19 protein-coding genes are annotated in these 21124 nt (G+C 58.3%); 11 read left to right on the top strand and 8 right to left on the bottom strand.

Annotated elements, in window-relative coordinates; genetic code table 11:
* Positions 1-41 precede the first annotated feature (41 nt).
* Genes BLU11_RS02330 through dapD form a run of 4 tightly spaced genes read left to right on the top strand, consistent with a single transcriptional unit; the run spans position 42 to position 5347 of the window.
* Complete coding sequence (locus BLU11_RS02330; RefSeq protein ID WP_231702257.1) at positions 42-2735, top strand: [protein-PII] uridylyltransferase; 2694 nt, start codon at positions 42-44, stop codon at positions 2733-2735.
* Positions 2736-2748: 13 nt separating this feature from the next.
* Positions 2749-3945, top strand: coding sequence for a succinyldiaminopimelate transaminase (gene dapC, locus BLU11_RS02325; RefSeq protein ID WP_090271866.1), 1197 nt, complete (start codon positions 2749-2751; stop codon positions 3943-3945).
* Positions 3946-3947: 2 nt separating this feature from the next.
* Complete coding sequence (locus tag BLU11_RS02320) at positions 3948-4289, top strand: ArsC family reductase (protein ID WP_090271865.1); 342 nt, start codon at positions 3948-3950, stop codon at positions 4287-4289.
* Positions 4290-4312: 23 nt separating this feature from the next.
* A complete protein-coding gene (dapD, locus tag BLU11_RS02315) occupies positions 4313-5347 on the top strand; it encodes a 2,3,4,5-tetrahydropyridine-2,6-dicarboxylate N-succinyltransferase (RefSeq protein WP_090271864.1) in 1035 nt (344 codons plus the stop codon).
* A 44-nt stretch (positions 5348-5391) separates the two neighbouring features.
* On the opposite strand, the gene BLU11_RS02310 is transcribed toward dapD, so the two are convergent.
* Positions 5392-5928: a hypothetical protein gene (locus tag BLU11_RS02310; protein ID WP_231702256.1), complete on the bottom strand. Its 537-nt coding sequence runs from the start codon at positions 5926-5928 to the stop codon at positions 5392-5394.
* A gap of 84 nt (positions 5929-6012) precedes the next feature.
* On the opposite strand from BLU11_RS02310, the gene BLU11_RS02305 reads away from it, so the two are divergent.
* Positions 6013-7272: an IS256 family transposase gene (locus BLU11_RS02305; protein ID WP_090271862.1), complete on the top strand. Its 1260-nt coding sequence runs from the start codon at positions 6013-6015 to the stop codon at positions 7270-7272.
* Here BLU11_RS02305 and BLU11_RS02300 read toward each other — a convergent pair.
* From BLU11_RS02300 to tcdA, 7 genes are all read right to left on the bottom strand, one after another.
* Positions 7253-7858, bottom strand: coding sequence for a hypothetical protein (locus BLU11_RS02300; RefSeq protein ID WP_157718513.1), 606 nt, complete (start codon positions 7856-7858; stop codon positions 7253-7255). The two genes, BLU11_RS02305 and BLU11_RS02300, sit on opposite strands and share 20 nt — an antisense overlap.
* Positions 7859-7892: 34 nt before the next feature.
* Positions 7893-8918, bottom strand: a complete 1026-nt coding sequence (locus tag BLU11_RS02295) for a hypothetical protein (protein ID WP_407920242.1) — start codon at positions 8916-8918, stop codon at positions 7893-7895.
* On the bottom strand, positions 8891-9436 hold the full coding sequence (locus tag BLU11_RS02290) for a hypothetical protein (RefSeq protein WP_090271860.1): 546 nt from the start codon (positions 9434-9436) through the stop codon (positions 8891-8893). The genes BLU11_RS02295 and BLU11_RS02290 overlap by 28 nt, the downstream gene beginning before the upstream one ends.
* A gap of 96 nt (positions 9437-9532) precedes the next feature.
* The gene (locus tag BLU11_RS02285) at positions 9533-12151 is read right to left on the bottom strand and encodes a toxin VasX (RefSeq protein ID WP_090271859.1); all 2619 of its coding nucleotides are present in this window, start codon (positions 12149-12151) and stop codon (positions 9533-9535) included.
* Entirely contained in the window at positions 12148-13008 is an 861-nt protein-coding gene (locus tag BLU11_RS02280; RefSeq protein WP_090271858.1) for a DUF4123 domain-containing protein, read from the bottom strand. Before BLU11_RS02280 ends, BLU11_RS02285 begins: the two co-directional genes overlap by 4 nt.
* Positions 13005-15083 (bottom strand): type VI secretion system Vgr family protein, encoded by a 2079-nt coding sequence (gene tssI / locus BLU11_RS02275; protein WP_090271857.1) that lies wholly within the window; start codon positions 15081-15083, stop codon positions 13005-13007. Before tssI ends, BLU11_RS02280 begins: the two co-directional genes overlap by 4 nt.
* A gap of 197 nt (positions 15084-15280) precedes the next feature.
* On the bottom strand, positions 15281-16057 hold the full coding sequence (gene tcdA / locus BLU11_RS02270; RefSeq protein ID WP_090276166.1) for a tRNA cyclic N6-threonylcarbamoyladenosine(37) synthase TcdA: 777 nt from the start codon (positions 16055-16057) through the stop codon (positions 15281-15283).
* A gap of 222 nt (positions 16058-16279) precedes the next feature.
* Here tcdA and rlmF point away from each other — a divergent pair, with 222 nt between their 5' ends.
* The 6 genes from rlmF to BLU11_RS02240 all read left to right on the top strand — a co-directional run bounded on the left by rlmF (position 16280) and on the right by BLU11_RS02240 (position 21122).
* Complete coding sequence (gene rlmF, locus BLU11_RS02265; RefSeq protein ID WP_090271856.1) at positions 16280-17260, top strand: 23S rRNA (adenine(1618)-N(6))-methyltransferase RlmF; 981 nt, start codon at positions 16280-16282, stop codon at positions 17258-17260.
* Positions 17261-17495: 235 nt separating this feature from the next.
* Positions 17496-17885 carry a DUF4398 domain-containing protein gene (locus BLU11_RS02260; RefSeq protein WP_090271855.1) on the top strand — a complete coding sequence of 130 codons (390 nt, stop codon included), beginning with the start codon at positions 17496-17498 and terminating at the stop codon, positions 17883-17885.
* A gap of 40 nt (positions 17886-17925) precedes the next feature.
* Positions 17926-18699 carry an OmpA family protein gene (locus BLU11_RS02255; RefSeq protein ID WP_090271854.1) on the top strand — a complete coding sequence of 258 codons (774 nt, stop codon included), beginning with the start codon at positions 17926-17928 and terminating at the stop codon, positions 18697-18699.
* Positions 18700-18768: 69 nt separating this feature from the next.
* Entirely contained in the window at positions 18769-19104 is a 336-nt protein-coding gene (locus tag BLU11_RS02250) for a YgaP family membrane protein (RefSeq protein WP_090271853.1), read from the top strand.
* A 75-nt stretch (positions 19105-19179) separates the two neighbouring features.
* Entirely contained in the window at positions 19180-20319 is a 1140-nt protein-coding gene (gene dapE, locus BLU11_RS02245) for a succinyl-diaminopimelate desuccinylase (RefSeq protein ID WP_090271852.1), read from the top strand.
* Positions 20319-21122, top strand: coding sequence for a putative RNA methyltransferase (locus BLU11_RS02240; RefSeq protein WP_090271851.1), 804 nt, complete (start codon positions 20319-20321; stop codon positions 21120-21122). Before dapE ends, BLU11_RS02240 begins: the two co-directional genes overlap by 1 nt.
* Positions 21123-21124: the final 2 nt, after the last annotated feature.

Genomic DNA, 21124 nt, shown 5'->3' with positions numbered 1-21124 from the left:
CCTCTGAGAAACGCAGCAAGCGAACGTCGCGAGGAATCATTGTGGATCACGAACTGTTTGACCCAAGCCAGTTCAAGGCTGATCTGGCTCTCAAGCGAAGCCCGATTCCTGCCTTCAAGAAAGCCCTGCGGCATGCCAGTGAAGTATTGCAGGCCCGTTTCGAGGGCGGCCGTGACATTCACAAACTGATCCACGATCGAGCCTGGTTCACCGACCAGATTCTGCGTCAGGCCTGGAGCGCCCTCGCCTGCCCCGACGATCCCGATATCGCACTATTGGCGGGCGGAGGTTATGGGCGTGGCGAGTTGCATCCGCATTCTGACATCGACCTGCTCATCCTGCTACGCGATGGCAGCGGCGATCGCTACAACGAGGCCATCAGCCAGTTTCTCACTCTGCTCTGGGATATCGGTCTGGAGGTCGGTCAGAGCGTCAGGACGGTCAGCGAATGTCAGCAGGAAGCACGCGCCGACGTCACCGTGATAACCAATCTCATGGAGTCGCGGCTGCTGGTCGGTGATGAGTCCCTGCGCCAAGCCATGCTCGAAGCCGTCGGACCGCAGCACATGTGGACCAGCGCGGAGTTCTTCCGCGCCAAGCGCGCCGAGCAACACGATCGGCATGCCAAGTTCAACGATACCGAATACAACCTCGAGCCCAACGTCAAAAGCTCCCCCGGCGGACTGCGCGATATCCAGACCATCGGCTGGGTCGCGCTGCGCCATTTCGGTACCAGCAACCTGCGTGAGCTGGTCGGCCAGGGCTTTCTAAATGAGCCCGAATACAACATTCTGGCCGGTGGCCGGGCATTCCTCTGGCAAGTACGCTTTGCCCTGCATACCCTCGCCGGCCGCGCCGAGGATCGCCTGCTGTTCGATCACCAGCGCGCCCTGGCGCGCCTGTTCGGCTTCGAGGACAACGATGCCAAGCTGGCAGTCGAGCGCTTCATGCAGAAGTACTACCGCATCGTCATGTCACTGTCGGAGCTGAACGACCTGCTGATGCAACATTTTGAAGAAATCCTGCTGCGCGATGCCGAGTCGGCGGACATCCAACCGCTCAACAGCCGCTTTCAGGTGCGCAACCACTATATCGAGGTAACGCACCCGCAGGTATTCAAGCGCACCCCTTTCGCCCTGCTGGAGATCTTCGTGCTGATGGCTCAGCATCAGGAAATCCGCGGCGTTCGCGCAGACAGCATCCGGCTGCTGCGCGATCATCGTCACCTGATCGATGACGACTTTCGCAGCGACATCCGCAATACCAGCCTGTTCGTCGAACTGCTGCGCTGCCGCGAGGGCGTGCACCGCAACCTGAGACGCATGAACCGCTATGGCATTCTCGGGCGCTATCTGCCGGAGTTCGGGCGCATCGTCGGTCAGATGCAACATGACCTGTTCCACATTTATACCGTGGATGCGCACACCCTGAACCTGATCAAGCATCTGCGCAAACTGGGTCGCCCCGATTATCAGGAAAAGTACCCGCTGGCCTGGAAGATCTTCTGCCGTCTGCCCAAGCCTGACCTTCTGTACATGGCCGGGCTGTATCACGACATTGCCAAGGGCCGCGGTGGCGATCATTCCGAGCTTGGCGCACTGGATGCAACCCTGTTCTGCCAGCGTCACAAACTGCCCGCCTGGGATACCCACCTAGTCAGCTGGCTGGTGGAGCACCATCTGATCATGTCCACCACCGCCCAGCGCAAGGACATTTCCGATCCAGAGGTGATCCATGACTTTGCCGTGCAGCTGGGTAACCAGGTGCGCCTGGATTACCTGTACGTGCTGACCATTGCAGACATCAACGCGACCAATCCGACGCTATGGAATTCCTGGCGCGCCTCGCTGCTGCGCCAGCTGTACACCGAAACCAAACGCGCTCTGCGCCGCGGCCTCGACAACCCGCCCAACCGTGCGCAACAGATTGCCGACACCCAGCACGCCGCCATGGATATTCTGGTGCGCAGCGGCATTGATGAAGAGGATGTCGAGGCCCTGTGGACACAGCTGGGCGAGGATTACTTTCTACGTCACACCGCCAGCGACATTGCCTGGCATACCGAAGCCATCGCTCAGCACCCTGAACATCGCGGCCCTCTGGTGTTGATCAAGGAAACCGCCCAGCGTGAATTCGAAGGCGCCACGCAGATATTTCTCTATACGCCTGAACAGCATGATCAGTTCGCAGTAACCGCTGCGGCCATGGACCAACTCAACCTGAGTATTCAGGATGCCCGCATCATCACCACCAGCAATCGATTCAGCCTCGACACCTATATAGTATTGGACGCCGATGGCGGCCCGATCGGCGACAATCCCGAACGCATTCGCGAAATCAAGCGCGGCCTGCTGGAGGCGCTGTCCGATCCGGACGCCTACCCGGCGATCATCCAGCGCCGGGTGCCGCGTCAGCTCAAGCATTTTGCCTTCGACCCTGAAGTCACCATCTTCACCGACCACAGCGCACAGCACACTATTCTCGAACTGAGTGCACCCGACCGCCCCGGTCTGCTGGCAAAAATGGGGAAAATATTTCTGGATTTCGACATCAGCGTGCAAAATGCCCGGATCGTCACCCTGGGTGAGCGCGTGGATGACGTTTTTGTGATCACTGATGCGGACAATCAACCCTTGTCTGACCCGCTATTGTGCGAACGGCTGCAGAACACCATCATCCGCACACTGAGCTATGGCACCAGAGAAAACAATATGCCGCAATCAATGGATATTTAAGGACCCGAACTGGATGAATCTTGACCTGCAACGCCTGCAGCCCTACCCCTTTGAAAAGCTGCGGGCGCTGCTCGCCGATATCACGCCCAACCCGGAGCTGGCACCGATCGCTCTGTCCATCGGCGAACCGAAACATGACTCCCCGGCGCTGGTACTGGAAGCCCTTGCCGCCAATCTGGACAAAGCGGCCACCTATCCTTCCACCGCCGGCCTGCCGCAGCTGCGCCAGGGTATTGTCGACTGGCTAAGTCAACGCTTCCAGTTACCTGCTGGCATGCTCGATGCTGATCGGCATGTATTGCCCGTCACCGGCACCCGCGAGGCGTTGTTTTCATTCACCCAGGCCGTGGTGCAGCGTGACCCAGAGGGACTGGTGGTCAGCCCCAACCCCTTCTATCAGATCTATGAAGGCGCCGCGTTCCTCGCTGGTGTGCAGCCTCACTATCTGGCCTGCAATCCAGCCGATGGTTTTGTCCCTGATTTCGACAAGGTCCCGGCAGACATCTGGCGCCGCTGCCAACTGCTGTTCATCTGCTCGCCCGGCAACCCCACCGGCGCGGTCATCCCGCTGGCAACACTGCAGAAACTGATCGGACTGGCGGACGAACATGATTTCGTTATCGCCTCGGATGAATGTTACAGCGAAATCTACGCACCGGACCAACCAGCCCCGGTCGGGCTGCTGCAGGCCTGCGCCAGCCTGGGACGCACAGATTTTTCCCGCTGCGTGGTGTTTCACAGCCTGTCCAAGCGCTCCAACCTGCCCGGCCTGCGCTCGGGGTTTGTCGCCGGTGACGCCAGCCTGCTTGGCCCCTACCTTACCTATCGAACCTATCACGGCTGTGCCATGCCGATTCACGTCCAATTGGCCAGCCTCACAGCGTGGCAGGATGAAGAGCACGTAGCGGCCAACCGCGCCCTGTACCAGGCCAAGTTCGACGCGGTGCTGGATATTCTTGGCGACGTACTGGACATCCAGCGCCCGGACGCCGGCTTCTATCTGTGGCCGGCCACGCCCATCGATGACGAAACCTTCACCCGCCGCCTGCTGGCCGAGCAGAACGTGGCTGTCGTACCGGGGCGCTACCTGTCCCGCGAAGTCGACGGCCACAACCCCGGCGCGGGCCGTGTACGCCTGGCGCTGGTCGCGCCGCTGGCCGACTGCATCGAAGCCGCCCAACGTATTCGGACTTTTATCAGGAGCCTCTGAGCATGATTACCCTGTATGGCATCAAAGCTTGCGACACCATGAAAAAAGCCCGTACCTGGCTGGATGAGCATGGCGTCGAATATCACTTCCATGACTACAAGAAGGAAGGTATCGATGCCGCCCGTCTGCATGCCTGGTGCACCGAGCACGGCTGGCAGAAAATCCTCAACCGCCAGGGCACGACCTTCCGCAAGCTCAACGATGCCGACAAACAGGACATCGATCAAGACAAGGCCGTCGCCCTGATGCAAGCCAATCCTTCCATGATAAAAAGACCGGTACTGGATATCGGCTCACAGCGTCTGGTCGGTTTCAAGCCCGACCTGTATGCCGCTGCCTTCTGACTCCATGCACAAAGGAACACCGAATGAGTGACAGCTTCAGTCTGGCCCTGGGTATCGGCACCCAGAATAGCGCCGGCGATTGGTTGGAGGTGTATTACCCTCAACCCATCCTGAATCCCGAGCCGCGGATGATAGCCGTGTTCGCCGAGCAGCTCGGCTACACCGGCGGCAACAAGGCTATCAGCCTGAACGCCAGCCAGTGCGCCGTACTGGGCAAAGCTCTCTGCGATGCAGGCTTTGCCGAGCTCGGCGCATTGGCCATTCAGCTTGAAAGCAGCACCCGCCCGCTGGTGGCGACCATCCTTGAAACCGATGACGCACCGATCACCACACCCGGCGCCTACCTCAAGCTGCATCTGCTGTCCCACCGTCTGGTCAAGCCCCATGAAGTGGTGCTGGCCGGCCTGTTCCCGCTGCTGCCAAACGTAGCCTGGACCGATGAAGGCGCAATAGATCTGCTTGAGCTGCCCCAGCGCCAGCTGGCTGCCAGATTGCAGGGGCGCGACCTGCAGGTGAACAGCATCGACAAGTTTCCGCTCATGACCAACTACGTCGTACCCAGCGGCGTCCGTATCGCCGATACCGCTCGCGTACGTCTGGGCGCCTATGTTGGTGAGGGCACCACCGTCATGCATGAAGGTTTTATCAACTTCAATGCCGGCACCGCAGGCACCAGCATGGTCGAAGGCCGGATCTCCGCCGGCGTCTTTGTTGGAAAGGGCTCGGACCTGGGTGGAGGTTGCTCAACCATGGGCACCCTCTCCGGCGGCGGCAATATCGTCATCTCAGTGGGTGAAGGCTGTCTGATCGGTGCCAACGCCGGCATCGGCATCCCCTTGGGTGACCGCTGCACCGTGGAAGCCGGCCTGTACATCACCGCCGGCCTCAAGGTCGCGCTGCTGGACGACGCCGACAACCTGGTGGAAATCATCAAGGCCCGCAGCCTCGCCAACCAACCCGATCTGCTGTTCCGCCGCAACTCACAGACCGGCTCGATCGAGTGCAAAACCAATAAGAGCGCCATTCAGTTGAATGGGATATTGCATGCGCATAACTGAGTAACAGAAAGCCCGGTGAGCCGGGCTTTTTGTGAGTAATCAGATTACACGCGATATTCCACGTATTGCGCCATCAGGTTGGTGCGGCTGAAGGTATTGATCACGTTTACCCGACTCCGCATCAGCATCTGCTCTTTCTTGAACGTGTCCTCATCCATATCGATCCAATAGCGCGGATTGCGGCCGGTGGCTTGGTCATGTTCAGCCGTAGTCGGATCGTTCCGGCGATGCTCTTCAAACAAAGGGGCATCCGGCAACGGACGGCTGGTATCCATGTAGTTCTGGATAAAGTCCCAGAGGGCACAAAGTTGTTGGGTGTTGCGGTCCGGCGGCTGGATGTCACCGAAGAAGATGCGGATATCCTCATAACGGTGCTCCAGGCTCAGCCCGTTCATTGGTAGTCCCTGGCGGTCGGGGGTGGTGTTGATATAGGCATCGAACTCTTGGAAGGGAGCGCGCTTTTCGGTGACCTTTTTCCGGCGGTACTCAAATAGTGTGATCATGCCGGTGCGGCGATTGAGTTCCCACTTGGGGCCTTTGCCGGGTTTAACCCAGAGGCGGGGGAATTTGTGGATGATCAATGAAGCTACCGCCCAAGCCAGTCCGCAGGGGGGTGTCATAAATTTTGTGTTTGGGCATAACATGTTGCAGCAGAGGATGCATGTATGCCGACCAAGAAGAAGCCGGGGCGTGAAACCCCGCGAGACCTACCAGCAATTCCCAAAGAGCTGATTGATCAGTTCGTCAATGGTCCGATGAGCGCTGAAGCCATTCAGGATGCCTCGATGGCGTTCAAGAAGGCGTTGATCGAGCGGGCCCTTGGTGCCGAGCTAGGGCATCACCTTGGCTACCCTGAAGGTGCTGAGCGCCCAGAGGGGGCGAGCAACCAGCGTAACGGCCGGAGCGGCAAGACAGTGCTCACCGATGATGGCCCGCTGCGTCTGGACATCCCCCGAGACCGCGACGGCAGCTTTGCCCCGATCCTGATTCCCAAGCATGAGCGCCGCTTTACCGGCTTTGACGACAAGATCATTGCCATGTATGCCCGAGGCATGACGGTTCGTGAAATCCGAGCCTTCCTGGCCGAGCAGTACGGAACCGATGTTTCTCATGACTTCATCAGTTCGGTTACCGATGCCGTATTGGAAGAGATTAGCGCTTGGCAGCAACGCCCCTTGGAGCCAATGTACCCGGTCATCTTTTTCGATGCCTTGAGGGTCAAAATTCGGGACGAGGGCCTGGTTCGCAATAAGGCCGTTTACCTAGCGCTTGGGGTGTTACCGGACGGTACACGGGATATTCTGGGCATCTGGATCGAAACGACGGAGGGCGCCAAATTCTGGATGAAGGTGTTCAACGATCTGAAGACCCGAGGCGTAGAAGATATATTGATCGCCGTGACTGACGGCCTGAAGGGCATACCTGAAGCCCTGAGTGCGGTGTTCCCGGATACCACCTTGCAGACCTGCATTGTACATCTGATCCGCAACAGCCTTGATTATGCAGGCTGGGACAAGCGCAGAGAGCTGGCCAAAGCTCTCAAGCCCATCTATCAGGCGCTCAACGCCGAGGTCGCAGCGCAGGCTTTGGACGCGTTTGAAGCTGGGCCATGGGGTAAGCAGTACCCGACGGTCACAGCAGCCTGGCGGCGTGCGTGGGATAGGGTCATTCCGTTCTTTGTGTTCCCGCCCGCCATACGAAAGGTGATCTATACGACCAATGCGATTGAAAGCATCAACGCTCAGTTGCGTAAGATCATTAAAACCCGGGGCCACTTCCCAACGGATGAGGCCGCGACGAAGTTGATCTGGTTGGCGCTACGTAATATCACTGCCAACTGGGGTAACGCGGCACATGACTGGAAAGCCGCTATGAATCAGTTCGCGATCCTATACGAAGATCGCTTCACCAGGCCGACCTGGTAAGTGAGGGCCTACCTGATGGCAGGCCATTAACGGCCCGAACACAAAAAATCTGACAGTCCCGTCCGCAGGGAAGCAAGAATAGTTTCAATGCAATCATGAAATATTCCCAGAAACTGGTAAAAAAACTTCTAGAGGAACGCGCCCCATCCAAGAAAGCAACCCACCCCCCCAGTACCAGAAAAAGAAAGAAACCATCTTTCCCAAAGCTGATCAGATAAACCCAGAATTGCGCTCTCGCAGCCCAGGGAGCGTGCCGGTAATGCTCATGATCACAACGGTCGTGGAAGTCGATATGCTCCATAGGCGCAGGCCTGTAAGTGCCCTTAGCTAGTTTCTCTTCCTTTTCTTTCTTCCCCAGCTCAACCCCCCGTAGTGCGTCTGGGTCGGGCGTCATGAAAATATCCGGTACTATTTCTTGAGTATTGCCCCATGGCAGACGCCGGCTGGTCATACGCGCCAGAGCGGAGCGTGGTTTGGCAACGGACTGACGTTGCAGTTTCTCCGGTGAATAAGCGGTAGATGCATAGTCCGAATTCATCTGGCGACAGTTCCATTGTCTCTCTGCTTCATAGCGAATACTCCACATACTGGGCCATCAAGTTAGTACGAGGGAAGGTCATTCAGTCTGTAGGCCAGTTGGATTTTGCTGGTCTGGGATCGGGCGGCAAGGCGGCCCTGGCTGCTGCTTCCGCGGCTTCCTTGATGGCGCGTTCTTCGGCAAGCTCGATTTCTCGGTCGGCGATCGCTTGTTCCAGCTCCGGTGAGCGTTTGGCCCATTGATCGAGCGGCAGAGGCTTGGACCATTCGATGATGGCGGGATCAGTCAGGTCAGGTGGAGGCGAGAGCTTTTTCCGCTCGATCAAATCAATAAGCAGAGTATTGAATACGATCAGGCCACAGAACCCCTCCCATAGTAATGCCAGGAACCAGCCCTTGCGGTTGCCTGCTTCGATAACATCGTCCATGTAAGTGGCCCATATTCCTTTGCTGCGATTAAAGCGGTGGGTATTGTCAGATACGGCATCCGGGCCTATTTCCATATAACTGCGCATGCACTCCCACAGGCGCATAGCAGTGGTACCGCCACCACAACTGAAGCCAATGCTGTAGTGTTTATCCACCTCATCAGCGTTCTGATCAGGATTAGTAAAACCGACCACCAGCAGCCCTTGCGTGGTTTTGCCGTGCTGCCCGATGCTGTCCATTGCCACCGCCTGCGCTTCGACCTGTTCCCACGGTACAATCCAATAACTACCATCCTTTTGCGGCACGCAGACTTCGCGACGCTGACGGTTGAAACGGGTTGGTGGAGGCACGGGCTGGGTCAAACCGTAAAGTGTGAGCAATATAGGAATGCCGCAGATTCCCGAGACCCCACCCCAGTAAAGCAGGTCCCAGCCTTCCACGGTATACCAGCCAATCAATAAGGAAAGCATCAATACGGGCCATATCACCATCACCGCCGAGCCGATACTGTACTCACCGATATCAAGATACACGTCATTCTTGCGCCAGATAGTGTTGAGCACGTCCTTGGGCGGCTGGCCAGTGGATATAGCTGGCGGGGCGAGGTAGTTCTCGCGGGAGAAAAGGCGTTTATGAGTGTGGGATTTATTATTCATTGTCCCCCCTTGGGTTGAAGAAATACCGCGTTGGGACCTTGTCCAAGGCTGTAGAGACTGGCACGGCTTAATTCCGACGTCGACTCACCATCACGTAGGGGAATAAGGCCTTTGTCAGCGTCGAGACTGTAGGTCAGACCCTGTTCGCCGCCAATCACCCCTCCGACGTTGGCGAGCATCGCCAGCGGATGATTGTAACGCAGGCGTAGCAAGAGCCGACTCGGCGCGTCCATAAAGGGTTTGCCTAGTTCAAAGCCTCCTGAAAGGCGTAGCCCTTGACCTTCACTGGGAGGTATCCATTCACACTGACTACCACGAAGCCAAGGCGCGCCTAAATCGCTCAGGGGTTTATGGCCGAATGGGTTGTTGGATTCGCTCAGTGCATCCCAGTTCGTCGGGTTGCCGAGAAGAGCCAAGTCCAAGCGAGTGTTGCTCGGTTCGGCGCCGGGCAGGTCTATGATCAGTCGGCGGATGAACTTGCGACCGTTGACGAGACTGACCCTTTTGGTTTCCAAATGGACACGAGGCTGGAAAACCAGCAAAAGAAGATGCTGGAACTCTTCAAGCTGTGCTTCCGGTGCAATATCTTCACGCCTGAAGGCACGAGCCTTAGACCAGCAACAACCGGCAAGATAGTTCTACATGGGAGTGGACTGTCGCGACCAAGCATAAAGGTAAGCGCCACCCAGACCAAGAAGCAGCAAGTTTATCGGCCCCATGCCCATCCTGAAATAACGGATGGCTTGGGCAGTGCTGATACGGTTAGCCATTCGCATGCCAGTCAGGCTAAGACCCAGAGCTGCTTGGGCAAAGTAAATCCCGCTTTGGCCAAGCGTTACCGTTTGGCGTCGCTCAAGCCACGGGTCGACCCGAGTCTGAGCTTGCTCAATTTGCTGCTGCAGCGCCTCAAATTCTCGGTTTGCGGCACCAAACGACAAAACGCCAACTACCCCACCGAATAGGGTCAACGTCGGCGCGATTGATGTACGGAGATTTAATTCCTCGACACCTTTCCCCAGAATCAACCAGTTCTGTATCACAGCCGTCAGCGCCGCACCGGCATATAGACTGGCCGATACCGTTTCAGCCACGCGCCGACTGTCCATCCCATCGACCGCGCCGGCCTGGCTAAGATAATGATTGGCATTAAGACCATTGAGTAGCAACGCAGCCAGTGGCAGCAAGCCGCCGCTGTTCTGAACCGCTGATGACTGTGCAATCGCGGAGGCGCGGCCCTGACCAATGGCCTGCACTGTCCCACGCAACCACTGATTGAGCGTGTCGGCCTTACCTCCGAGCAGACGCCAGCTCTGGTTCACGCCGTCAGCAAAACGCACCAAGCGAACATCATCACCGAGCCTCGCAACCACAAACGATCCCGCCCACTGGCCGGCCACCTCTCCGGGTAACTTGAGTGCTAATAGCGCTGCACCGAGCCTGCTAACAGTGTTAGCCCACGCACCTTCCATATCTTGGGCCAAGCGTTGCAACGCAGCCACGGCGGGCTCATCCAACAGACTGGCAAGGGCGGCCTGGGTGGCACCTAAATTGTCTCGACTGAGTGCCGCCAAAATTTCATTCAGCCGGCTGGTGCTGTTAACTGCCACCTCCAAGGACGGGCTCCAGGCATGGAATACAAGACGCAGGCTGCCAACATCATCGGAGCGCACGTAACCGGCGAACTGGTCGGCGCCCTTCTGACGGCTGCACTGGGCGCTAAGAGTGGCTTTGGCAACTTCGTCGAGCCAGCGTTGATGGTCAAGGTCGCTGTAATCAACGAACCAGGTGCCGGAGCCATGGCGAGGCAGAAATCTCGCACGATCGGCATAGAGAGCTTCGTGACGCTCTTCCACTTGCTGATAGTGCTGGGGGGCTTCTTCGTCAAGCCAGGCGTCCATGCGTTCCAGGTCGATATGTTCGGCGACCTGAGCGGCGGCGCGGCCGCCGGCCAGGTTGGTGACTTTTTCCTTGCGGTATTCACGTACGATGAGCTCGGCCTGGTTATAGAGTTCGGGCGGCAGGAAGTCGCGTACCGGCGCAGTTGTAGCTGCCACCTCGTCATGGACCCGGGCTAGCTTTGCATTGGCTTGGGTGTGGCTGTACTGGCGGCCACGTTCCTGGTTAATGTGGCTCTCTTCCTTGAACAGTTCTTCAAGTCGGCGCTGGCTTTCCAGAATTGTCTCGCCCTGCGTAGGGGTGAGTTGAATATCATGATCGCGGTAGCGATAGTTGAGCAAGTTTGATACTTCACCGCCATCCTCTCGGATCATGCTACGGATGAAGCCTCCTACGCTTTGACGCAGGTTATTATCTGCGACCCAACTTTCGTGGAGCGCTTCCACTCGTTCCTGTTCATGGTTGATATCGCGCAGTACACCAAGATCGTCATCAAGGCATACAAACACAGCATGCAGTGCTCCGGCTTCACTCCGAGCTCGACTAAGCCAGGTATCGACGGCTGATACGTCCCAGGAAATCGCACTCCATTCGCCGGACTGACCCGCTGACTTTGGATGGCCCGCGGCGGCCTGTTCGCCCTCACGCAACCGGAGGGAAGCATTCACGTATGCGTGCACAAGTTCAGGGGTGGGGTTCTTGTACATCTGCTGACCAAGCGCATTAACTCCTTCCCGGTAGGCATCTCCCTTTTGCTGATAATCGCGAGCCAATGCCTGCTCGCGCGGTTCAGCCATCAATTCAGCCATCAGCTGGTCACTGAACTCAAGCGGGGGACAGTGTGCGGCGGTCAAGTTGTATGCGACCTGCGTAAGGCTCACGTGGCGCATGCGCCCTTGGCGTTCGCTGGCACTTTGCGCCAAGAGTTGATGAACCGAAGGTGGAAGAGGAATTTCGCTGAACATCAGCCAGGCATCGTACTGCTTATTCAAAGCGACGCCCGTTTGGCTGCCGCTGGGCACTGGCGCATCGGGGGCATCAAGCCCTTGCTCCACCAACAATCCATCATCTGCGATCGCGTAGCGCTTCAACTGGCTATCTTGGTGCCAAATGTAGAGATAACCCTCGCGCAGACGGCGCAGCGCCATAGGGTGACTGCTTGGCGTCACACCTGGCTGAAAATTGGCATGCTCTGCTGCCTGTTCGCCCAGCGCGTAGCGGACCGGCACGACAAAGATCTCAGCCTGACGCGCTGGGCAAGCGGCAACTGGGCTGGCCAGATTTTCGGTAGCAAAATCTTTTTTTGCGGCCTGATTGGCGTTGGCCAGGTGCAGAGCCTGATCGTGGTTGTGAGTAGTCATACAGTGACTTCCTTGTCGGTCAGCAGATGGCGTTGCAGTTCGAGGGCCAGGTGCTCCAGGCGCTTTTCATGAGACAGGCGCGATGTGGTCAGTATCTGCTGATAGCTTTGGTGGGCCGGAGCCTGAGGGAAGTCGATTCCCAGCAACGCACAAAGATTTGCCCATTGCGCCACTTCATCCGCTGCGCTGTAGCCATAGGCTTGTGCGCTCTGCCGGCAGGCAGCGGCCCAAGCCAAGCGAGCATTTGTCTCGCAATCGGCCAGACAATCAGGAAAATGCCGGTCGATATGCGCGAGCAAGCGTTGGTCGAACTCCTCCAAATGTGCGCGATTGAGTCGTTCGACCTGTTCCTCATTCAGGCGTAGCCAGGGGGTATTGCTGTAGCGAGCAGCAGTAGCGGGCTTCGTGCGCCGGATCTCACCAGCACGGTTTTCGCCTGGCAAAGCGGGCAAACGCATGCGCAACACAGGCCCCATCGTCCGGTCGCGATCGTCAGGCGGCAACTCGGGTAGCCAATGACGCATGATTCGCGGGTCATGGTACCGCAGTAACACAGTTACGTCGGACCCAATACCGACATGAACAAGGCTGCGCAGGTGCTCCACCAGCTCTGACTCGCCCGCATCAGTTTCAAGCCATAACCCGGCGCTAGCCTGCCAATGTTCCATAAAGTGCTGCTCCAAGCGGCTACCCGTAGACAGCTTAATCAACAGAGGACCGACTTCAGCCAAGGCTTGGTAATGCGTATTTTGATAGAGCAAATGAATCTCAGGGGTATCTTCCAGCTGGTAGATCTGCACCAGCAAATTATCCATCTGCGCGCCGTCAAGTAGCAGGTATGCCTGAGTAGATGTCATTGCTTCGTTACCTGTTGCTCGCAGATAGCGCAGAATGGCTGGGCCTGTGTGGCCGCTCGCTGCAACGCCTGCTTTTGGGCGGGGATCAATATCTCACTGATGTTGTTTTCACCCGCCAGGATAAGCAGCCCACCAGCTTTATCTGCACCTGCAGATAAAGCCTGCGCCGGTAGAGTCGGCGCAGCCCCACTCCCCTTCCCCGCACTCCCACCTGAAATCATCTTCACACTGGGCCCGACCAGACTTACCCCGCTGGGGTCGATCTTGATGAAGCTGCCGCCGGCCTTTAAGGTGATTTCGCTGCCGGCTTCGAGTACCACTTTCATGCCGCTGGACAGGTGGATTTCCTGGCCGGCCTCGATGAACTGACCATCACCGAGCTTGATGTGTTGATTATTGGCAACGGTCAGATGATCGTCAGCCCTGATCTCGGTTTTGCGATCGGCGTGGGTGGTGCGGTGTTCTTCGACCAATAACTCGGTATAGCTGTTGGCCTCGACGCGGTCGTGGCGTTCGTTGCCGATGCGGATGGTCTGGTCGTGCTGGATGTTCTGATCCCAATCGCGCTGAGCGTGGATGAAGATCTGTTCTTCGCCGGCCTTGTTGTCGATGCGCAGTTCGTTGAAGCCGTCGCCGCCAGGGGTGCTCAGGGTTTTGAAGACGCTGCGGGTTTTGTGCTCCGGCAGGTTGTACGGGACCTGGTGAGTCTTGTGGTACAGGCAACCGGTGATCAGGGGCTGGTCGGGGTCGCCTTCGAGGAAGGAGACCAGCACTTCCATGCCTATTCTTGGAATGGCGATGCCGCCATAGCGGTCTCCGGCCCAGTTGCTGGCCACTCGGAGCCAGCAGCTGGTCTTGGCGTCGGCCTGGCCGTGGCGGTCCCAGTGGAACTGGACTTTAACGCGGCCGTATTCGTCGCAATGGATTTCTTCGTTTTCCGGGCCGGTGATAACGGCGCTCTGGCTGCCGGCGATAGTTTGTTTCTTTTGGTCTGTTTGGGGACGGAAAATCACATCCCACGGGGTGGCGGTGAAGGTGTTGCGGTAGCCCTGGGTAAAGCCATCTTCAGGATTGGCATCACTGGTGACGGATTCTTCCAGCACTTGAGGTTGCTTGCCTTCGTGGGTTACCGAGGTCAGCAGCCAGAGATCATTCCAATCCTGACGAGGATGTTCAGCGAGGGCCAGAAAATGCCCGCTGATCAACAGAGGCTGATCGCTTTCGCCGTTAACCAGTCGGTAGTCGGCGCGGTGGGTTTCCAGGGTTCTTGTGGCGAGGTGGGTGCCTCGGTCGCGGTGATTGAAGCGGCCGGGGTAGTCGTAGTCTTCCAGGGCGGGCATGGCTTCGCTTTGTGCTGCGCTTTCCATCAGCAGGCGCGGTTTTTCGAAGTTGTAGTCACGGCGGGTGACGTGGCTGGGGCGGGTTTGCAGGCGCAGGTTGAAGCGCTTGATGACCGGTTCGTCGGCGGCCATGCCGCTGCCCTGATTAAACTTGGTTACCGGGAGCGTGGGGAAGATCGTCTGGTCTTCACCGAACACCAGTTGATGGCCTTCCGAACTATGCTGGAAGTGGTAGTGGATGCCTTCTTCTTCACACAGGCGCTGAATGAAGTGCAGGTCGGTTTCGCCGTATTGGGTGCAGTAGATTCTTTCGGGGCCCTCTTCGCGCAGCTGGAAGCGGAAGGAGTCGGTGAAGATGCCGTGGCCCTTGAGCACCTCGGTGATGATCTGCGGTACGGTCTTGTGTTGGAAGATTCGCTGGTTGGTGGCGTGTTGCAGGTAGGCCAGGCGCGGCACCAGAGTGACCCGGTAGCGGGTCAGGCGTTTACCGGATTCGCCTTGGGCGACGCTGTGGATGAGCCCGTGTATTCCCTTGTCCGGGCCGGCATAGCTGAGAAACACCGGCTGGTGCAGCAGACCTTCGATATCCAGATCGGGACGTTCGCTGACCAGATCCAGCTCGAAGCAGTAGGGCTGGCTGATGGCTTCGGTGCCTTGAAAAGACAGCACCTTGAAGTCGTGGTCTATGCGGGGAATGTCGAGCGTGAAATGTGCAATATTGGCCGGGGCGAACATCCTGTATTCCCTTGTCTGACGAACAAAGGTGCCCTTATATCAGACCAGGAAAAGAGAAGCCGGCCTGGAAGAACAGAGCTGTGAGCCAGTTGGCAAAATACCGGGAGGAAATCTCCCCTCGTCTCGATCAACAACCAACAGCCATGGCGGCAGCAACATCTTGGTGAGACCTTCAACGGCAGCGAACCTGCGGTGGGTTACCGCAGCAGTCGCTCCACTGCCTTGGCCGCCGCCACCATCCCGAAGGTCGCCGTGACCATGGTCACCGAGCCAAAGCCGCCGGAACAATCCAGCTTCACGCCCTCCCCCACAAACGACTTCTGCTGACATACCGAGCCATCCGGTTTCGGGTAGCGCAGCTGCTCAGTGGAATACACACAGGGCACACCAAAACTGCGTTTGCTGTCGGCCCGCGGGAAGTTGTGGTCGCGGCGCAACATCGAACGCGCCTTGGCGGCCAGCGGATCATTTACGGTTTTTGACAGGTCCGCCACCTTGATCATGGTCGGATCGATCTGCCCACCAGCGCCGCCGGTGGTCACGATGCCTATCTTGCGCCGACGGCACCAGGCAATCAGGGCAACTTTGGAGGCCACGCTATCAATGCAATCCACTACGCAGTCGATATCATCGGTGATGTATTCAGCCAGGGTGTCTGGCGTGACGAAACCCATGATCGGGCGTACCTCACAACCAGGGTTGATGGCTCGGAGGCGTTCAGCCATGGCCTCCACCTTGAGTCGACCAATGTTGCCCTTCATCGCCGGTAGCTGGCGATTGGTATTGGTGACGCAGATGTCGTCCATATCGATCAGGGTGATACGCCCCACCCCGGTGCGCGCCAGTGCTTCGGCAGTCCAGCTGCCGACGCCGCCGATACCGATCACGGCTACGTGGCTGCCCTGCAGACGAGCCAGGGCCTCGGTACCATACAACCGGGCTATACCACCGAAACGCGGATCATCAATGGCCATGCAAACCTCGCAGAAATAAGACCGCGCAGTATAACGCATGGCGACCGCCTATTTCCGCAACTGATCAATAAACAGCCAGCACTCCCGAAGCCATCATTGATGCGGCCTGGCACTTTCTATCACAGGGTTATCCACAGATTCATCCACCTTAATTGTGCACAAGCCGGATGAACCTCCAACGTCGTTGTGGGACAATTCACCTCTTGCCAAATGGATCATCTCATGCCTTCCAGATCGAACCCGCCACGCCCGCCGAAAACCGGGCTGCACCCGCGCAATCGCCATCAGGGGCATTATGACCTGCATGCTCTGGCCCGTGCCCATCCCGAGCTGACCGCCCATATCATCCGGGCTGCAGAGGGTTTTCCCACGCTCGACTTTGCCAATCCGCGAGCGGTGACGGCATTGAACCGCGCCTTGCTATTGCATCAGTACGGCATCCGTGAGTGGGCCATTCCCGAGGGCTATCTCTGCCCGCCGGTGCCTGGGCGCGCCGACTATATCCACGCCTTGGCCGATCTTCTCGGCGAGAGCCATGACGGCAAGATACCCACAGGCGAGCAGCTTGTCGGCCTGGACATCGGTACTGGCGCCAATCTGATTTATCCCCTGCTTGGCAGGGTTGAATATCAATGGCGGTTCGTCGGTGCCGATATCGACTCTGCCGCGCTGGACAATGCGGCGCGTATTCTGGCCGCCAACCCGGTGCTGGCTCCTGGTATCCGGTTGCGTCACCAGCCGACGCCATCCCGTATCTTTGGCGGGATCGTCGGTGCCGACGAGCAGTTCGACTTCACCCTGTGCAACCCACCCTTCCATGCCAGCCAGGCTGAGGCCACCAGTGGCAGTCAGCGCAAATGGCGCAACCTGGGCAAGGGTGGCAAAGGCAGTCCGGGCAAGGTGCCTGCACTGAACTTCGGTGGACAGCAAAACGAGCTGATGTGTGACGGTGGCGAGGCCGGGTTTCTGTCAAGGATGATCGCCGACAGCGCCGCCATTACCGGGCAGGTTTTCTGGTTTACCACATTGGTATCGAAAGCCGTCAACCTGCCTATGCTGCAACAACAGCTGCAAACACAGCAGGCTCGTGACATCCGCGTCATCCCCATGGCGCAGGGGCAGAAGCACAGCCGACTGCTGGCCTGGACCTACCTCGACAAGAAGCAGCGTCGCGCCTGGCGCAAGGCACGCTGGCCCGCCTGAATTACCCGCTGGCACGCGGCAACATCCGCGCGACGTTACATTTTGTTGAACAGCCTCCACACCAAGCGGTCAGACCCTTTGTACATACTGTGATTGCAACAGTCTCACACTGGTCGATTACAGCGCATCGGCAGCGCAATGCTCATGGCCCGGATGGTCCTGCCAGTAAAGGAAGCACAGTTTCATTTTTCCGTAACCATTGTTGACGCAATGCATTCAATCTGGAGTCGGAACCATGTCTAAACACGCTTTTCTACACGTACCCAAACATCTGATAGCCGTCGCTACCCTTGGGGCTGCCGCTGCCCTGGTCGGTTGCGCCAGCACCCCCCCACCGACTACCCAGCTGGCGACGGCCCAGCAGGCACTCAATGCTGCCGATACGGCGCAGAGCGCTGAATATGCACCGCTGGAGTTACGCAAGGCCCGGGAGAAACTCCTGCAGGCCGAACAGGCCAACACGGCAGAGGAATATGAGCGAGCACGCTATCTTGCCGAACAGGCCGAATGGGATGCCCGTGTTGCCGAACGCAAGGCCCGTGCAGAAAAAGCCCTGGAAGTGGTAAAGGAAGCCGAACGCGGTACCGAGGAGCTGCGTGAAGAAACCATGCGCGGCGTCCGGTAACCACTGCGGCCAACTTATCCAATTGCGAGGAGAAGATCCCATGCGTACGTATCTGACTATTCCGGCTTGCCTGGCTATGGGCCTGTTATTGACGGCCTGTGCCTCCAACGAACTCAATCCCAATCTGGAGCAGGCGCGACTGAGCGTGACCGAATTGCAGAACCATCCCCAGGCACGCCAACTGGCAGCTGTGGAAACCGAAGACGCCCGTGGCTCACTGAGCCGTGCGGAACTCGCCCAGAAAGAAGGTGCCAAGCCACATGAAATCGACCATCTGGCGTACCTGACCGAACAACGCGTCGAGTTGGCGCGCCAGACCATAGCCATGCGCGCGGCAGAGCAGGAATTGGAAGGCGTATCCGAGAAACGTGCCCGTACCCGTCTGGAAGCGAGGGATGCGCAGATCAAGCAGTTGCAGGACGAGTTGAATGCCAAACAGACCGATCGCGGTTCAGTGGTGACCTTCAGCAACGTGCTGTTCGATCACGACAAGTCCGAGCTGAAACCGGCGGCCAATTCCAGCGTGCGCAAACTGGCAGAATTTCTGAAAGAACACGATCAGCGCAAAGTGCTTATCGAAGGTTTCACTGATAGCACCGGCGCCGATTCCTACAACCTCACGCTGTCCCAGGCCCGAGCAGATGCCGTACGACGCGCGTTGGTACGTGAAGGAGTCGCGTCGAGCCGCATCGAAACTGTCGGTCTCGGTGAAGCGCATCCGGTATCGGACAACAACACACCGGCTTCCCGTGCAATGAATCGCCGCGTCGAAGTCACCATTTCACATGATGCGCAAAACGTCCCTGCGCGTTGACCCATCCGGTCCGCGCGCAGGCTTACCTGCTGACGCGGACCATTCCTGTCTCAACCAGAGGTAATCAATATGCTTCATCTCACCACCCCCAAGAATGTAGAAGGCGCAGAGCGCGCCGCCTCGATTATCGGCGGTCTGGCTCTGCTGGGTAATGGCATGCGCACCGGCGGTCTGAGTGGTGTTTTGCAAATGGCCCTTGGCGGCATGGCGGTATTTCGTGGCGCCACCGGGCATTGTGAACTTAAGCGGATATTGGATGAGAAGAATCATCATTCTCCGGATATCCAGCGTTACAGCCACATGCCACTGGACTCCGAAACGCACAGCCCCGATTTCCGCGATCCACAGGCGAGCTTACCGGATAGCACACCCATGGGGCATGAAACGCACCCCGCCAAGCCGTAGGTCCACGCGCGGTGCCGATCAATATGAGGGGTATATCTGCTATTATGGCCGCCGAATTCAGACCGGTCGGCCATAATGAAAACTACGCTCTCCCCCACTCTAGCCCTCGCCTGCGAGCTGATAACCCGCAACTCAACCACGCCTGATGACGCAGGTTGCCAGCAGCTGATGGGCGAGCGGCTGGCGGCTTGCGGCTTTGCTCTGGAATCCATGCGTTTTGGTGAAGTAGACAATCTCTGGGCCCGTCGCGGTACAGCACAACCCGTGCTGTGCTTCGCCGGCCACACCGATGTGGTTCCGACCGGGCCACTGGAACAGTGGGACACTCCGCCTTTTGATCCCGTCATTCGTGATGGCGTGCTCTATGGCCGCGGCGCTGCCGATATGAAAGGCAGTCTGGCTGCCATGGTGGTGGCGGTGGAGCGCTTTGTGGCCGCCCATCCCGATCACCGCGGCTCGGTGGCCCTTCTGATCACCAGCGATGAGGAAGGTCCAGCGACAGAGGGCACGGTCAAGGTGGTGGAAACCCTCATGCGACGTCAGGAGAAAGTCGATTGGTGCATCGTCGGTGAGCCTTCCAGCACCGAACAGGTGGGTGATGTGGTGAAGAACGGCCGCCGCGGCTCGCTGAATGCGCGTCTGCTGATCAAGGGCAAGCAGGGCCATGTGGCCTACCCCCATCTTGCTCGTAATCCGATTCATCTGGCGGCACCGGCGCTCGCGGAACTGACCAGCGAGACCTGGGATCAGGGCAACGCCTTCTTTCCGCCCACCAGCTTCCAGATCTCCAACATCCACTCGGGCACCGGAGCCACCAACGTGGTGCCGGGCGAGTTGGAAGCGCTGATCAATTTCCGTTTTTCGACGGAGTCCACCGTACCCGGCCTGCAACAAAGAGTGTCTGACATCCTCGACCGCCACGGACTGGATTACGAGCTGGACTGGACGATCTCCGGCCAGCCTTTTCTCACCGAGCCGGGTGAGTTGCTGGACGGCGTCACAGCTGCTATCCATGAGGTCACCGGTCGCCATACTCAGCCGTCCACCTCCGGCGGCACCTCTGATGGTCGGTTCATTGCCGCCATGGGCACCCAGGTAGTCGAGCTCGGCCCGTTGAATGCGACCATCCACCAGACCAATGAACACGTCAACGCCAGCGATCTGGATATCCTGACCGACATCTATTACACCACCCTCAAACAGTTGCTTGCCTGATGCCTCAGCTTATCTGTCCTCACTGCCGTGAGCCGCTTAACACCGAAGACCGAAACTGGTCCTGCAGCAATGGCCACAGTTATGACCAGGCCCGTCAGGGCTATCTGAACCTGTTGCTGGTCCAGCACAAGAACAGCCGCCAGCCCGGCGACACGCCGACCATGCTGGCCCATCGTCAGGCATTTCTCGATGGCGGCCATTACCAGCCGGTCAGCGATGAGATTAACCGACTGTTTACCGAGCAGGCACCCGCTGCGTTGCTCGACATGGGCTGCGGCGAAGGTTATTACACCGACCGCTTGGCTCGTGCCCTGCCGCAAGCTGATTGCGCCGGACTGGATATCAGTAAAGATGCCGTAATCAAGGCATGTCGGCGCAACCGCGACATCCAGTGGCTGGTCGGCTCCAGTGCGCGTCTGCCGGTGGCCGATGCAGGGCTGGATGCCGCATTGTGCGTGTTCAGTCCGTGGTCCTGGGACGAGTGTCTGCGCGTACTCAAACCCGGTGGCCAGCTGCTGCTGGTCGGGCCGCACGCTGATCACCTGCTGGCCCTGCGCGAAAAATTGTACGATAGCATTCATCCCACCCCGGAATTGATCAAGGTCTTGCCGGAGGGTCTGGAGATCGTCAATGATCAGGTCCTGCGCTATGCTCTGGATCTGGAGTCTGCCGCATTGGACAATCTGATCGGCATGACCCCCCACGGCTTCCGCAGCCGCCCCGACCGGCAACAGGCACTGCGCGACAGCGGTATTGCCGGGCTGGAAGTCGCCATGCGCATGGTCATGCTGCAACGCCATTGAGA

This window comes from Halopseudomonas litoralis (assembly GCF_900105005.1).
Lineage (GTDB): Bacteria > Pseudomonadota > Gammaproteobacteria > Pseudomonadales > Pseudomonadaceae > Halopseudomonas > Halopseudomonas litoralis.
Note: the sequence above shows the minus strand (reverse complement) of the source record. Positions and strands in the feature narration are given on the sequence as shown.

What these genes read in the sequence shown, in the direction of transcription:
- rlmF (WP_090271856.1), top strand. Translation starts at nt 16,280, where the DNA reads ATGCCTTCCAGATCGAACCCGCCACGCCCGCCGAAAACCGGGCTGCAC.
- BLU11_RS02305 (WP_090271862.1), top strand. Translation starts at nt 6,013, where the DNA reads ATGCCGACCAAGAAGAAGCCGGGGCGTGAAACCCCGCGAGACCTACCA.
- dapE (WP_090271852.1), top strand. Translation starts at nt 19,180, where the DNA reads ATGAAAACTACGCTCTCCCCCACTCTAGCCCTCGCCTGCGAGCTGATA.
- dapD (WP_090271864.1), top strand. Translation starts at nt 4,313, where the DNA reads ATGAGTGACAGCTTCAGTCTGGCCCTGGGTATCGGCACCCAGAATAGC.
- BLU11_RS02255 (WP_090271854.1), top strand. Translation starts at nt 17,926, where the DNA reads ATGCGTACGTATCTGACTATTCCGGCTTGCCTGGCTATGGGCCTGTTA.
- BLU11_RS02280 (WP_090271858.1), bottom strand. Translation starts at nt 13,008, where the DNA reads ATGACATCTACTCAGGCATACCTGCTACTTGACGGCGCGCAGATGGAT.
- BLU11_RS02240 (WP_090271851.1), top strand. Translation starts at nt 20,319, where the DNA reads ATGCCTCAGCTTATCTGTCCTCACTGCCGTGAGCCGCTTAACACCGAA.
- BLU11_RS02260 (WP_090271855.1), top strand. Translation starts at nt 17,496, where the DNA reads ATGTCTAAACACGCTTTTCTACACGTACCCAAACATCTGATAGCCGTC.
- BLU11_RS02300 (WP_157718513.1), bottom strand. Translation starts at nt 7,858, where the DNA reads ATGTGGAGTATTCGCTATGAAGCAGAGAGACAATGGAACTGTCGCCAG.
- tcdA (WP_090276166.1), bottom strand. Translation starts at nt 16,057, where the DNA reads ATGGCCATTGATGATCCGCGTTTCGGTGGTATAGCCCGGTTGTATGGT.
- dapC (WP_090271866.1), top strand. Translation starts at nt 2,749, where the DNA reads ATGAATCTTGACCTGCAACGCCTGCAGCCCTACCCCTTTGAAAAGCTG.
- BLU11_RS02285 (WP_090271859.1), bottom strand. Translation starts at nt 12,151, where the DNA reads ATGACTACTCACAACCACGATCAGGCTCTGCACCTGGCCAACGCCAAT.
- tssI (WP_090271857.1), bottom strand. Translation starts at nt 15,083, where the DNA reads ATGTTCGCCCCGGCCAATATTGCACATTTCACGCTCGACATTCCCCGC.
- BLU11_RS02250 (WP_090271853.1), top strand. Translation starts at nt 18,769, where the DNA reads ATGCTTCATCTCACCACCCCCAAGAATGTAGAAGGCGCAGAGCGCGCC.
- BLU11_RS02320 (WP_090271865.1), top strand. Translation starts at nt 3,948, where the DNA reads ATGATTACCCTGTATGGCATCAAAGCTTGCGACACCATGAAAAAAGCC.